The 14128-nt window shown below is 65.9% G+C and carries 12 protein-coding genes; 6 read left to right on the top strand and 6 right to left on the bottom strand.

The genetic code is table 11. The annotated features are described in order from the left end of the window. The first annotated feature begins 133 nt into the window (after positions 1–133). Positions 134–1801 carry a bifunctional diguanylate cyclase/phosphodiesterase gene (locus tag QX132_RS11450; protein ID WP_315735742.1) on the top strand — a complete coding sequence of 556 codons (1668 nt, stop codon included), beginning with the start codon at positions 134–136 and terminating at the stop codon, positions 1799–1801. Positions 1802–1821: 20 nt separating this feature from the next. On the opposite strand, the gene phaR is transcribed toward QX132_RS11450, so the two are convergent. Then, positions 1822–2415, bottom strand: a complete 594-nt coding sequence (gene phaR, locus QX132_RS11445) for a polyhydroxyalkanoate synthesis repressor PhaR (protein ID WP_315735740.1) — start codon at positions 2413–2415, stop codon at positions 1822–1824. A 383-nt stretch (positions 2416–2798) separates the two neighbouring features. Here phaR and QX132_RS11440 point away from each other — a divergent pair, with 383 nt between their 5' ends. The 4 genes from QX132_RS11440 (at position 2799) to QX132_RS11425 (ending at position 8237) form a co-directional block, all read left to right on the top strand. Continuing rightward, entirely contained in the window at positions 2799–3977 is a 1179-nt protein-coding gene (locus QX132_RS11440) for an acetyl-CoA C-acetyltransferase (RefSeq protein WP_315775712.1), read from the top strand. Between the two features lie 271 nt (positions 3978–4248). After that, positions 4249–4974, top strand: coding sequence for a beta-ketoacyl-ACP reductase (locus QX132_RS11435; RefSeq protein ID WP_315715178.1), 726 nt, complete (start codon positions 4249–4251; stop codon positions 4972–4974). A gap of 151 nt (positions 4975–5125) precedes the next feature. Then, positions 5126–5998, top strand: coding sequence for a DMT family transporter (locus QX132_RS11430; protein ID WP_315735272.1), 873 nt, complete (start codon positions 5126–5128; stop codon positions 5996–5998). A 229-nt stretch (positions 5999–6227) separates the two neighbouring features. After that, positions 6228–8237: a putative bifunctional diguanylate cyclase/phosphodiesterase gene (locus QX132_RS11425; protein ID WP_316161194.1), complete on the top strand. Its 2010-nt coding sequence runs from the start codon at positions 6228–6230 to the stop codon at positions 8235–8237. Between the two features lies 1 nt (position 8238). Here the strand turns inward: QX132_RS11425 and QX132_RS11420 are convergent, their stop codons facing one another. Both QX132_RS11420 and gloB read right to left on the bottom strand, forming a co-directional pair. After that, positions 8239–8673 carry a cupin domain-containing protein gene (locus tag QX132_RS11420; protein WP_316161193.1) on the bottom strand — a complete coding sequence of 145 codons (435 nt, stop codon included), beginning with the start codon at positions 8671–8673 and terminating at the stop codon, positions 8239–8241. A 14-nt stretch (positions 8674–8687) separates the two neighbouring features. Further along, positions 8688–9455, bottom strand: coding sequence for a hydroxyacylglutathione hydrolase (gloB, locus tag QX132_RS11415; protein ID WP_316161192.1), 768 nt, complete (start codon positions 9453–9455; stop codon positions 8688–8690). Positions 9456–9647: 192 nt separating this feature from the next. On the opposite strand from gloB, the gene QX132_RS11410 reads away from it, so the two are divergent. Continuing rightward, positions 9648–10424 carry a class I SAM-dependent methyltransferase gene (locus QX132_RS11410; RefSeq protein ID WP_315735264.1) on the top strand — a complete coding sequence of 259 codons (777 nt, stop codon included), beginning with the start codon at positions 9648–9650 and terminating at the stop codon, positions 10422–10424. Between the two features lie 88 nt (positions 10425–10512). Here QX132_RS11410 and QX132_RS11405 read toward each other — a convergent pair whose 3' ends face one another. From QX132_RS11405 to prfA, 3 genes are all read right to left on the bottom strand, one after another. Continuing rightward, on the bottom strand, positions 10513–11346 hold the full coding sequence (locus QX132_RS11405) for a DUF4167 domain-containing protein (protein WP_315775709.1): 834 nt from the start codon (positions 11344–11346) through the stop codon (positions 10513–10515). Between the two features lie 562 nt (positions 11347–11908). Continuing rightward, the gene (prmC, locus tag QX132_RS11400) at positions 11909–12796 is read right to left on the bottom strand and encodes a peptide chain release factor N(5)-glutamine methyltransferase (RefSeq protein WP_316161189.1); all 888 of its coding nucleotides are present in this window, start codon (positions 12794–12796) and stop codon (positions 11909–11911) included. A 193-nt stretch (positions 12797–12989) separates the two neighbouring features. After that, a complete protein-coding gene (gene prfA / locus QX132_RS11395) occupies positions 12990–14075 on the bottom strand; it encodes a peptide chain release factor 1 (RefSeq protein ID WP_315783351.1) in 1086 nt (361 codons plus the stop codon). Positions 14076–14128 lie beyond the last annotated feature (53 nt).

The raw sequence follows: 14128 nt of genomic DNA, 5'->3' as shown, positions 1-14128 counted from the left end.
TGCGTAGTCTGATTCGCGAAGTCGGCCGCCGCCGCTCGCGCTGATGCGCGTCGGCCGTTCCCAAATCAGCGCCGGCCTTGCCGGCCTGTGCCGAAACGAGGCGATCTTGACATCCGAATTGCCACAGACCGCGATGATCCTGGCGTCCCTGGGCCAAGCTGCCTTCGTCTGGGATCTGGCGAGCGACGTGATCGTCTGGAGCGATCACGTCGGGGCGGTGTTTGCCGACGTTCCGCTGCCGCAACTCTGCAACGGCGCCGAATTCAGCAAGCTCATCGAGCCGGACCGCAGCATCCGCTCCGAGATCATGCACCAGGCGGCGCCGCTGCATGGCGCCGCCGGCACGCCGTACCGGATCGAATATGGCGTGCGCACCCACGCGGGTGCGCCGCTGATCTGGGTCGAGGAGACCGGCTGCTGGTTCGCCGGCCCCGATGGGCGGCCATCGCGTGCCCAGGGCATCGTGCGGATCAACAACGAGCGCCACGCCCGCGAGGAGCAACTGCTCAAGCTGTCACGCCACGATCCGCTGACCGGCGAGTTGAACCGGACGCACCTGTTGGCGACGCTTGCCGAGGTGATCGAGGAGTCGCAGCGCTTCCGCTTCTCCTGCGCCTTCATGCTGGTCGGCATCGATCATCTCGCGCGCATCAACGACGCCTTCGGCTTCGACGTCGCCGACGGCGTCGTGCTGGAGATCGCCCAGCGCATCCGGGGCCGGCTCCGCGGCGGCGACACGCTCGGGCGGTTCTCGGGCAACAAGTTCGGGTTGATCCTGAAGAACTGTACGATGGACGACATGAACACCGCCGCCGAACGCTTCCTCGCGACGGTGCGCGACGAGGTGGTGCCGACCAAGTCTGGTCCGGTCGCCGTCACCGCGACGATCGGCGCAGTCAGCGTTCCCCGTCACGCCCGCTCGGTCGAGGAGGCGGTCAACCGCGCCCATGAGACGCTCGACGCCGCCAAGCGCCGCCGCATCGGATCGTTCTCGACCTGGCGGCCGAACGTGGAGCGCGACGCGCAGCGCAAGGTCAACATCCGCGTCACCGATGAGATCGTGACCGCGCTCAATGAGCGGCGCATCGTCACGGCGTTCGAGCCGGTGGTGAATGCCAACACGCTTGCGCCCGCCTTCTATGAATGCCTGGTGCGGATGCGCCAGGATGACGGTCGGGCCCTCCTGGCGCCGGACGTCGTGCCGGTCGCCGAACGTCTCGGCCTGATCCGCCTGGTCGATCACCGCATTCTGGAGCTGGTGGTGGCGGAGCTTGCGAGCACGCCCGACGTCACCCTGAGCCTCAACATCTCGCCTGAGACCACCATGGATCCGGACTGGTGGGCCTCGATCGAGTCCATGATGCGCGCCCATCCGGGGGTCGCCGAACGGCTGATCGTCGAGATCACCGAGACGGTCGAGATCCAGGACGTCGACGATCTCCGCGGCTTCGTGACGCGGCTGAAAGATCTCGGCAGCCGAATTGCCATCGATGATTTCGGCGCCGGACACACCTCGTTCCGCAATCTGCGCAAGCTCGGCGTCGACATCGTCAAGATCGACGGCGCCTTCGTGCAGAATCTCGTGCGCTCGGCTGACGACCGCGCCTTCGTGCAGACGCTGGTCGAGCTGGCGCGACGGCTGCAGATCAAGACGGTCGCGGAATGGGTGCAGGACGAGGCGTCGGTCGCGCTGCTGCGCGACTGGGGCTGCGATTACATCCAGGGCCGGGTGATTGGCCTCGCCTCGGTCGATCGGCCGTGGATCGGTAACGGCACGGTCGAGTTGCCGGCGGCGAGCTGATCGGCCGCCGGCCTTCGGCGTCAGCCTTGCTGCTCGTCCTTCTTCGGCTCGGACATGCGGTCGAGCCGGTCCTGCATTTCCTTCATCTGACGACGCAGCTCGTCGATGTTGTCGTCGGCGGCCGGGGTCGGCTCGGCCGCCTTTTCCTCCCCGCGGGCCGGCGGCGCGAACGGCTTGAACATCGAGAAGGTCTGCTGGAACAGCTCCATGTTGCGGCGCACCTGCTCCTCGAGCGGCGCGAATGGCGTCCCGCTGAAGGTGTCAGCGATCTGCTTGCGGAACTTTTCCTGCTCTCTGGTCAGGGTATCGATCGACTGCTCAAGGTATTTCGGCACCACCATCTGCATGCTGTCGCCGTAGAAGCGGATGAGCTGGCGCAGGAACGTGGTCGGCAGCAGGTTCTGGCCGGCCTTGTTCTCCTGTTCGAAGATGATCTGGGCGAGTACGGAGCGCGTGATGTCGTCGCCGGTCTTGGCGTCGTAGACTAGGAAATCCTCCCCGTTCTTAACCATCGAGGCAAGATCTTCGAGGGTCACGTAGGTACTCGTCCCGGTATTGTAGAGCCGCCGGTTCGCGTATTTCTTGATTGTGGTGGGTTGGTCAGATTTCGCCATGAGCTCACACATGCAAACCGAGAACAGGGAACCCGGCGGCGTCGCCGCAGGGCGAAGAGCTACGCAATGCAATAACGTAATCACTTTCGGGCGAGTTCGGCTACGGTTTTGTGCGGAACGGTTAATCCCGCAGCAGAAATCTTGCTCACGAAACGGCCAAGCATCCCAATTTGAATGCGCTGCAACAGGAATTGCTGATGCCGCCAATTGACATGTCGCAACGACGTTAACAGGATGAAGCGCGAAGGTTTCGCACTCGCCAATCCGGGGCTTGCGGACGGCCGGCACGACCGTGAACTGAAAAGATCATTTTCATTTCAAATACCCTCAAGTTCTCAAGCCCTCGCTTTCACGTCCAAGATCAAGAACCCCAGGAGATGCCCATGTCAGACGATGTCGTCATCGTCAGTGCCGCCCGTACCCCGGTTGGAAGCTTCAACGGTGCCTTTGCCAGTGTTCCGGCCCATGAGCTGGGCGCTGTCGCCATCAAGGCCGCACTGGAACGCGCCGGCATCGAGCCGGGCCGTGTGTCCGAAGTCATTCTGGGGCAGATCCTGACCGCAGCTCAGGGCCAGAACCCGGCCCGTCAGGCCTCGATCGCCGCCGGCATTCCGGTGGAAAGCCCGGCCTGGGGCATCAACCAGCTGTGCGGCTCGGGCCTGCGCTCCGTCGCGCTGGGCTACCAGGCGCTCGTCAATGGCGACTCCGACATCGTCGTCGCCGGCGGCCAGGAGTCGATGAGCATGGCGGCGCATGCGCAATACCTGCGCGCCGGCGTGAAGATGGGCTCGCTCGATCTGGTCGACACGATGATCAAGGACGGTCTGTGGGATGCCTTCAACGGCTATCACATGGGCAACACCGCCGAGAACGTTGCGAAGCAATATCAGATCACCCGCGCGCAGCAGGACGAGTTCGCCGTTGCATCGCAGAACAAGGCCGAGGCCGCTCAGAAATCCGGCAGGTTCAAGGACGAGATCGCGCCCGTGACGGTCAAGAGCCGCAAGGGCGACACCGTGGTCGACACCGACGAATACCCGCGTCATGGCGCGACGGTCGAGGCCATGGCCAAGCTGCGTGCGGCCTTCGAGAAGGACGGCACGGTCACCGCCGGCAACGCGTCGGGCATCAATGACGGCGCAGCGGCCGTGGTGTTGATGACCGCCAAGCAGGCCGCCAAGGAAGGCAAGACCCCGCTCGCCCGGATCGTGTCCTGGGGACAGGCCGGCGTCGACCCGAAGATCATGGGCACCGGCCCGATCCCGGCGTCGCGCACGGCGCTGAAGAAGGCCGGCTGGAATATCGCCGACCTCGACCTGATCGAAGCCAACGAGGCGTTCGCCGCGCAGGCCTGTGCCGTGAACAAGGACCTCGGCTGGGATCCGGCCAAGGTCAACGTCAACGGCGGTGCGATCGCGATCGGCCATCCAATCGGTGCATCCGGCGCGCGCGTGCTCGTGACCCTGCTGCATGAGATGCAGAAGCGCGACGCCAAGAAGGGCCTCGCGACGCTGTGCATCGGCGGTGGCATGGGCATCGCGCTGTGCGTCGCACGCGACTAAAAAGCCGGCACTGACTGCGAACCGTTCAATCTTCGCAATCGCGTCCAGCTCAACTAAAGATCAACGCCCGGCGATCTCGCCGGGCGTTTTGTTCTTGATGTCCGTCAAACACGTCGCATAATCGACCACTAAAAAAATGGAGTTGAGCGAGCATCGATGGTCATGCGGCAAGTTGATCGTCGCACGACGTTTCATGATCCAATAACAACGGTATGCACGGTGGCAGCCAGAGGTTGTCCTGTGCGATCAGTCATCGAGGGAAGGATTCGACATGGCACGTGTGGCGTTGGTGACCGGGGGGACGCGCGGTATCGGAGCGGCGATCAGCAAGGCGCTGAAGGCGGCGGGATACAAGGTCGCGGCGAATTACGGCGGCAACGATGCCGCTGCGGAGAAGTTCAAGAGCGAGACCGAGATCCCCGTCTACAAATGGGACGTCAGCTCGTTCGAGGCCTGCGGCGAAGGCATCAAGAAGGTCGAAGCCGATCTCGGTCCCATCGACGTGCTGATCAACAATGCCGGCATCACCCGTGACACGGCCTTCCACAAGATGACGCTCGAGCAGTGGAGCGCCGTCATCAACACCAATCTCGGCTCGCTGTTCAACATGACCCGCCCGGTCATCGAGGGCATGCGCGCGCGCAAGTTCGGCCGCATCATCAACATCTCCTCGATCAACGGCCAGAAGGGCCAGTTTGGCCAAGTCAACTACTCCGCGGCGAAGGCCGGCGACATCGGCTTCACCAAGGCGCTCGCGCTGGAGACGGCCAAGGCCGGCATTACCGTCAACGTGATCTGCCCGGGCTACATCAACACCGAGATGGTGCAGGCGGTGCCGAAGGACGTGCTCGAGAAAGCCATTCTGCCGCTGATTCCGGTGGGGCGCCTCGGCGAGCCCGAGGAGATCGCGCGCGCCGTGGTGTTCCTCGCGGCGGATGAGGCGGGAGCCATCACCGGCTCGACGCTGTCGGTCAATGGCGGCCAGTACATGGTGTGATCCGCGCCGGCGGCGTTGCCTCCGGCCGCCTTCTGCGGTTAAGGAAATCGAACGCTCGCGCTCGCCGCGGGCATTCACGTCTTGGACGCTTCCCGCACGGACGAAGGCGTGGTGGCCGGCATGAGCCGGCCGTGACGGAGCCTGCCGCCTGATGTCCCAGCGAACTGCGACCCTGATCGGTCTGACCGCGATCCTGATGTGGTCGCTGCTCGCCTTGTTGACGGTGGCGACGGGTACGATCCCCGCCTTCCAGCTTGCGGCAATGACCTTTGCTGTCGGCGGCGCGGTCGGCCTGCTCAGTGTGTTGCGTCGACCGGATGGGCTGCAGGTGTTGCGGCAGCCGGCGAGGGCGTGGGCCGTGGGCGTCGGCGGCCTGTTCGGCTATCACGCGCTGTATTTCCTGGCGCTGCGCTTCGCGCCGCCGGCGGAAGCCGGGCTGCTGAACTATCTCTGGCCGCTGCTGATCGTGCTGTTCTCGGCCTTCCTGCCTGGCGAGCGCCTGGCGGTCCATCACGTCATCGGCGCCGCGATCGGTCTCGTCGGAACCGCGCTGCTGTTGCTCGGCAACGGTGCGAGCTTCGCTGCGAGCCAGTTGCCGGGGCTTGCGGCCGCCTTCGTCGCGGCGTTCGTGTGGGCGATCTATTCGGTGCTCTCGCGTCGTCTGAAGGCGGTGCCGACCGATGCGGTCGCCGGCTTCTGCCTGGCGACGTCCGCGCTGGCGGCCCTGGTCCATGTTGCGGTCGAGCGAACGGTCTGGCCCGACAGCCCGACGCAGTGGCTCGCTGTTGCCGGTCTCGGCATCGGCCCGGTGGGTGCTGCGTTCTACGCCTGGGACATCGGCATGAAGCGGGGCGACATTCGGGTGCTCGGTGCGGCGTCCTATGCGACGCCGCTGCTGTCGACGGCGTTCCTGATCGTTGCCGGCTACGCGCGGCCGAGCGCGACCATCGCCGTGGCGGCGCTGCTGATCGCCGGCGGCGGTCTGGTCGCGGCCAAGGACATGTTCCTTCTGCGCAAGCGCTGACCGCGTCAGGTTGAGCGAAAGTCAGGCGGTGCCCGCTCGCATGCGGACTTCGGTACGGCGGCCCGAATCCGCCGGTTATCCTTGATGCGCACTTAACCGTGCGCAAAACCAGCGCGCCGGCCGGTAGCTCACAACCGCCGATTACGGTTTGGCGCGGTCTGCACCTAACCCGCCCTTTACCCGTCCCGCGCGATAGTTCGCGGGAAATGGTGCTGACAACGGGGCGGCGATGCCGGACGTGAGACGTTACATGGCCCGCGCGGGGGAGTTGTTTCGCGTCCCCGCCGACAATCCCGAGCTGACGCGCGCGCAGTTCCAGGCGTTCTCGAAGCAGGTGCCGCTGCTCTATTTCATTCTCATCACCAACAGCCTGGCGCTCGCCTACACGTTCCTGCCGCTGGCGCCGACGTGGCTCACGATTTCGGTGCCGGCCCTGCTATCGACGATTACCGGCGCGCGCATGCTGTGGTGGCTGCGGCAGGGCGAGGCCGCCAGCAACGACGCCGAGGTGCTGCGTAACCTGCGCGTCACCAACCGGATCGCCGGCCCGATCGGGGCGCTGTTCGTCGTCTGGTCATTCGCGTTGTTTCCCTATGGCGATCCGTTCGCCAAGGGGCAGGTCGCGTTCTACATGGCGGTCACGGTCATCGGCATCATCTTCTGCCTGATGCATTTGCGCTCCGCGGCGCTGATCGTGACCCTTGTGGTCATCGTCCCCTACGTCATCTTCTTCATGTCCACGGGCGTTCACGCGCTGCGTGCGATCGCGGTCAATCAGTTGCTCGTGTCCGGCGCCATGGTCACGGTGCTGTTCATCTACTATCGGGATTTCGCCGCGCTCGTCGCCAGCCGCAAATCGCTGCTCGCGGAGCAGGCCGCGACGCAAGCGCTGTCGGATGAAAACTTCCGCCTCGCCAATTTGGACGCGCTGACCGATCTGCCCAATCGCCGCCGCTTCTTCTCGGAGCTCACGCAGGCATTCGCCGAGGCCGAGCGGGACGGCACGCGGCTCGCTGTCGGCATCATTGATCTCGACGGCTTCAAGCCGATCAACGATACCTATGGACATACGGTCGGCGACCGCGTGCTGATGGAGGCCGCGCGCCGCGTCCGCGACGCCTGTGCCGGCCATGGCGGCCAGGTCCATCTCGCCCGGCTCGGCGGCGACGAGTTCGGACTGGTGGTCGCCGGCAACCCCACGGACGACGATCTGCTCAACCTCGGACGGCAGATCACCGAGCTGATCAAGCTGCCCTATCAGTTCGACACGACGCATACCGGCCTGTCGTGCTCGACCGGCTTTGCGCTATATCCGCGCTCGGCCATGGCCGCGGATGCGCTGTACGAATGCGCCGACTATGCGCTCTACCACGCCAAGCGCCGCGCCCGCGGCCAGGCCATCATCTTCTCGACCGAGCTCGAGGCGGAGATCCGCAGCCGCAGCGTGATCGAGCACCTGTTGCGCACGGCCGATTTCGAAGCCGAGATGGATCTGGCGTTTCAGCCGATCATGGACGCGACGAATTCGCGCACCACCGGATTCGAGGTCCTGGCGCGCTGGCACAGCCCCAAGCTGGGAACGGTGTCGCCCGCAAGCTTCATCCCGGCGGCCGAGCGGATCGGCGTCATCCGCAGCCTGACGCGCTGTCTGCTGGTCAAGGCGCTCGCGGCGGCGCGGACCTGGCCGGACGACATTCGCGTGTCGTTCAATCTCTCCGCGCACGACATCTGCTCGCCGGACGGTGTTATTCCGCTGCTGGCGGTCATTCATGCCAGCGGCGTTCCGCCGCGCCGAATCGAGTTCGAGATCACGGAGACCGCCGTCACCTTTGATTTCGCCCGCGCCGAGCAGTCGATCGCGGCGCTGAAGGCGATCGGTTGCGGCATCTCGCTGGACGATTTCGGCACCGGCTACTCGTCGCTCAGCCACGTTCACCGGCTGCCGCTCGACAAGCTCAAGGTTGACCGCAGTTTCGTGAGCGACGTCAATGCCAACCCGATCAGCCACAAGATCATCAAGTCGCTGACCGGCCTCTGCGCCGACATGGAAATCTCGTGTGTGGTCGAAGGTGTCGAGACCAAGGAGCAGCTCGACAGCCTCCGGCGTTTGGGCGCGGACTACATCCAGGGCTACTACTTCGCGAAGCCGATGCCGGCCGACGCGATTTCCGGCTTCCTCGCCCAGGAGCGCCAGCGCTTCGCCGAGCCGGCCGCGAAGGTCGCGGGCGCGAGCGCCTGACTCAGACCTCCGGCTCCCAGCCGGGCGGCGCGAGTTCGAATCCTTCGAACATGAAGCCCGGCGCCACCGTGCAGCCGACGAGCGTCCAATCGCCGGCGCTCTCGGCGGCTTGCCAGGCATAGGCAGGGACGATCGCCTGCGGTTGCTGGCCGGCTGCGAGGTCGATCCCCAGCGTCGTCGTTTGCGGCGCCTGGCCTTCGGCGGCGATCCGCAAGGTCAGCGCTGCCCCGGCATAGAAGTGCCAGGTCTCGACCGCGTCGACCCGGTGCCAATGCGAACGCTCGCCGCGGGCGAGCAGGAAATAGATCAAGGTCGATGCGGCGCGGCCGGAGGCGTCCACGGCCGGATCGCGAAACGTCTCGCGAAAATGTCCGCCCTCCGGATGCGGCTGCAGACCAAGGCGCGCGATGATGTCGGCAGCCGAGAGCGTGGTCATCGTCGTCCTCAGCCTTACGACTTGTTCTTGCGCTCACGCAGTTCGCCGAACACCTGCTCGGCGCTGGCGCCCTTCATGCGCAGCCGCAAAGCGACGGCCGGATCGTCGGCGCGCAGGAACACGTTGGCGGTCTTCTCGTCGCCCAGCAGCGACGGAATGGTCGGCCGGTTGGCGGCACGGAGCCGCGTGACTTCCTCGGCGCGAGCCTTCAGCGCCTCGTTGTCTCCGTCGACGGTGAGCGCGAATTTGACGTTCGAGGCTGTGTATTCGTGGCCGCAATAGAGCCGGAAGTCGTCCGGCAGCGCGCGCAGCTTGAGAAGCGAGTCCCACATCATCGGATAGGTGCCTTCGAACACGCGGCCGCAGCCGACCGAGAACAGCGTGTCGGCCGCAAACAACGCCTTGTCGGCGTCGAACACGTAGGAGACGTGGTCGAGCGTATGGCCGGGCGTTTCCAGCACGCGCGCGAGCAGCTCGCCGATCTTCACGACATCGCCATGGGCGACGCGCAGGTCGACGTTGGCGATCGCCGTCGTCTTGTCGTGCGGCGCGACCACCCGGCAGCCATATTTCTGCTTGAGCTCGGCGACGCCGCCGACATGGTCGTGATGATGATGCGTGATCAGGATGTCGGTGAGCGTCCAGCCTTCGGCGTCCAATTGCCGGACGATCGGTCCGGCCTCGGGGGCGTCGATCGAGGCAGTCGCGCCGGTCGCGGGGTTATGGATCAGATAGCCGAAATTGTCGGACAGGCAGGTGAAGACGCGGATGTCGGCGGCCATGATGTCTCCGTCGGCGGGACCGGGCGAGGCACGATGGTAGCGCTCGCGATGCCAGAAGGTCGTGGAAGCGGAGCCCGGGCGCAGCGCTGCGGGGCGCCTCCGATGTCCCGGGCAGAGATATGGCGTTAACGCTGGAGGCGCAACGCAATATTCGGCGCGTGGCAGCGCGCGCCCGCATGATACATTGACGTCATGGACGTGATCGATCTGCGGAATTTCTATTCGGGTCGCCTCGGGATCGTCGCGCGGCTCTTGATCAACCGCGGCATCCGCGCGCGCTGGCCGAACGCGGCCGGGCAGCGGGTGCTCGGCATCGGCTATCCCACGCCCTATCTCGGCTTGTTCCGCGAGGATTCCGAACGCTGCATCGCCTTTATGCCGGCGGCGCAGGGGGTGCTGAAATGGCCGACGGCGCGGCCGACCCTGGCCTCGCTGGTGGACGAGTTCTCGCTGCCGCTGCCCGATGCGGCGGTCGACCGCATCCTGATCGTGCATGCGCTGGAGATGTCGGACGACCCGGCCGGGCTGCTGCGGGAGATGTGGCGGGTGCTGGCGCCGGCGGGACGCATGATCATCGTGATCCCGAACCGGCGCGGCGTCTGGACGCGGACCGACAACACGCCATTCGGCCATGGCCGGCCCTATTCCCGCTCGCAGATCACGCAGTTGCTGCGGCAGACCTGGTTCACGCCGACCGGCTGGGGCGAGGCGCTGTTCATGCCCCCGGTCGGTGGCTGGTTCCTGAAATCGGCGATGGCCTGGGAGCGCGTCGGCGCTGCGCTGTCGCTGCCGTTCGCCGGTGTCCACATCGTCGAGGCGACCAAGCAGGTCTACCGGGTGATCCCGGCGCGCCGCGAGCGCATCCGGCTGATCCCACGACTCGAACCCGTGCTGGCGCCGTCACCGTCGGCCCCAGGATCCGGTGGCTCCGGCCGCCGCGAGGTCGGTCTGCCGTCGCGCGACGGATGACACCGGGTTGCTCCCTGCGTGCCTCTCAGCGCAAAGAAAAACGGGTGGGCTCAGGGCCCACCCGTTTCGTCATGACGGAGCGAAATCGCTATTCGCCCGGATTGAGGTCCTCGCTCGGCGCCGGCGCAGCAGCGGCTGCTTCGCCGCGCGGACCATGCGGACGCCGGCGGCGGCGCGGATAGCGCTCGGCAGCGCCCTCGAAGGCGGCCGGGGCATTGGCGATCTGCGGCTGCGGGCCGGTGATGAAGGACGGCAACCGATCGACCCCGCTGTCGGCGATGACGGGCTGGGGTTGCGGCTGGGGCTGGTACTGGACGGGCTGCGGACGCTCGCGGTGCTCGCGCGGCTCCCGCTCGCGATGCTCACGCGGTTCACGGTGCTCGCGCGGCTCGCGGTGTTCGCGCGGCTCGCGATGCTCACGCGCTTCGCGATGCTCGCGCGGCTGCTGCTCGCGCTGATAGGGCTGGTTGTCGCCGCGCTCGCGCTGGCCGCCTTCGCGATCGCGCATGAAGGGTTGGGGTTGAGGCTGCGGCTGGGCCGGAACGAAGCCGGGCTCCTGGCCGAAATGCGAGAAGCTCTCGCCTTCATCATCGAGGTCGTCGACGGTCAGGTCATCGGCGTTGCGCGGTTGCTGCTGCGGCTGGTTCTGGCGGAACTGCTCTTGCGCGGCGGCAATCAGGCGGAAATAGTGCTCGGCGTGCTGGTAGTAGTTCTCGGCGGCAACGGGGTCACCCGAGGAGCGGGCGTCGCGGGCAAGCTGGACATATTTCTCGGCGACATGAGAGGCGGTACCGCGGATCTTGATGTCCGGTCCATTGGACTCGAACACCCTGGTCAGCGGATTCTGGCCGCGCCGGTTATTGTTGTTGTTACCGCCGCTGTTCCGGTTGCGCATCCGCTTGTTGTTCTGACCGTTTCTCATGTCCTGCCTTTATTCCAACCCTGCGTTAGGAGCACCGATTGCTGAGCACTGATAGTGAGCACTGATTGTTATCGGAATACCGAAAGCGTATTGAATTACCTTCGCCGGGCTCGGACGCCTCGTGCGCGGTCCAAATGGCCCATCCGACCCATGCCGGTTCCGACATGCCGGTTCGACCCATGCCGATGTGATCGACAGCCGATTCTCTCGACAAAAGCGCGTTCAAAACGCGTTCCCCACCCGCCAGCCCCCTGGGACCAGCGAACCACGTCATTCAGCCAGCCACGGCGAGATGCGCCACGACCGACCCAGTTTGCTTAGCGTAAGACCTCAAGTGCAAAGTCAGGCTTTCGTTCGCTTTGCAGTCGCGGGCTGCGCAGCCATCCGGCTCTCGCGCTCAGCAGATCTGCGTTCTGGAACCTATCGCCCGGCGCGGCTCTCTGGCATCTGACTGCTGCGGTGTTCCGTGAATACCGCTCGTCGTGGCCTGCGCCGGTGCTATGGGTGGAACGTAGTCGCTCCCGGGGGATATTCCAAGAGCTTTTTCTATATCCCCCGACCTTTACCGGAGCTTTTTTAAGCCCATGACGGTTCGGGGAATACCGGCCAGATCGGCCCGGATCGTCGAGGAATCGGCCGTCAGGCCGGCCCTCACCATCAATGCAGCGACGTCGTCACTCTGGCCAAGCCCGACCTCCACGATGACAGCGCCGCCGGGCTGAAGCAGGGCCGCTGCCTGCGGGATTAGCGCGCGGTAGGCGTCGAGCCCGTCCTTGCCCCCGTCCAGTGCGCGTAGCGGATCATGAGCGCGCACCTCGGCGTCGAGCGCGCCGATCTCGGACGACGGGATGTAGGGCGGGTTCGACACGATCAGGTCGAAACCTACAGCCAGCGCTGCGGCGTAGGAGCAGGCAACGAAGCCAGCGCGGTCGGCCAATCCGAGCGCGCGCGCATTGTCCCGCGCGGTCGTCAGCGCGGCCAAGCTGATGTCGGTGCCCAGTCCAAAGGCCCACGGCAGCTCGGACAGCAGCGCCAGCAGGATCGCGCCGGAGCCCGTGCCGAGATCGGCGATGCGCAAGCGACGCTTCAGGTCGCCGCCGGCCGCGAGATGTTCCAGTGCCAGCTCGACCACGGTCTCAGTGTCCGGTCGCGGCACCAGCGTATCGGCCGACAATCGCAGGTCCAGGCCCCAGAACTCTTTGGTGCCGAGGAGGCGGGCGACCGGTTCGCCGGCCAGCCGGCGCTGCATCAGCGTTTCCAGGCGCTGCGCGTCGTCATGGGAGAGCTGTCGTCTCCCGTGCATCACGAGCCCGGTGAGGTCGAGCTGCAGCGCATGGCCGATCAGCAGCCGCGCATCGAGCTCGGGCGAGTCGAGGCCCGCATCTGCAAAGCGTGCGGCCAGGGCACGGCGGGCGGCATCGATCGTCACGCCGGCGATGAGGCCGGTCATCGCGCAAGCTCCCTCCACGCGTCATCCCCGCGAACGCGGGGATCCATACGCCGTGCCGTTGCGGGACGGGCGGTCGGAGTTGCCTTCTGTGACAGCCACGAAGGCCGGTGATTATGGGTCCCGGCGTTCGCCGGGACGACACCGTTTGTGTCGGGGCAGCGTCGCATCGCCTCCTGCAATGCGCCGGTGCGCATCACGCCGCCGCACCTTGCGCGGCGAGCTGGGCTGCCTGGTGCTCGGTCGTCAGCGCGTCGATCAGTTCGCCCAGCGCTTCGCCCGCGATCACCTGCGGCAGCTTGTAGAGCGTCAGGTTGATGCGGTGGTCGGTGACGCGCCCTTGCGGGAAATTATAGGTACGGATGCGCTCGGAGCGGTCGCCGGAGCCGACCTTCTCCTTGCGCTCGGCCGAGCGCGCCGCGTCGACCTTCTGCCGCTCGGCGTCGTAGATGCGCGAGCGCAGGATGTTCATCGCGGAGGCGCGGTTCTTGTGCTGCGAGCGGCTGTCCTGCATCATCACGACGATCCCGGTCGGGATGTGGGTGATGCGGATCGCCGATTCCGTCTTGTTGACGTGCTGGCCGCCGGCGCCTTGGGCGCGCATGGTCTCGATGCGCAGGTCGTCCTGCTTGATGTCGACATCGACCTCCTCGACCTCCGGCAGCACGGCAACCGTGGCGGCCGAGGTGTGGATGCGCCCCTGGGTCTCGGTATCGGGCACGCGCTGCACGCGGTGCACCCCGGATTCGAATTTCAGCTTGGCGAAGGCGCCGCGGCCCTGCACCTCGGCGATGATTTCCTTGTAGCCGCCGACGGTGCCTTCGGAGGCCGAGATCACCTCGACCTTCCAGCCCTGCAGGGCGGCGAAGCGCTCATACATCCGGAACAGGTCGCCGGCGAACAAAGAGGCCTCGTCGCCGCCGGTGCCGGCGCGGATTTCAAGCACGACGTTGCGGTCGTCCATCGCATCCTTCGGAAGCAGCGCGACGCGGATCTGCTGCTCCAGCTCGCCGCGGCGCGCGATCAGCTCGTCGCGCTCGGCCTCGGCCATCGCGCGCATCTCGGCGTCGGTGGTGGGATCGGCGATGAGCGCCTCCGTCTCGGCGAGCTCCTTGACGCCGGCGCGATACGCCTTCACCGCGTCGATCAGCGGATTGAGCTCGGCGAGTTCGCGGGTGATCTGCACGTAGCGGTCGGAATTGACCTGGCCGAGCAGCTCCGCCTCGAGCGAGGCGTGATGCGCGAGCAGGACATCCAGTTTGGCTTCGGGAAGCGACGACATGATGCAATCTGATCTAGGAGCAAACGATACGAACGGAAGACGCTTGGCGCGAC

The organism is Bradyrhizobium sp. SZCCHNRI20481 (genome assembly GCF_032485055.1).
Classification (GTDB): domain Bacteria; phylum Pseudomonadota; class Alphaproteobacteria; order Rhizobiales; family Xanthobacteraceae; genus Bradyrhizobium.
The sequence above is the reverse complement of the archived record's forward strand: the minus strand, read 5'-3'. Positions and strand labels throughout refer to the sequence as shown.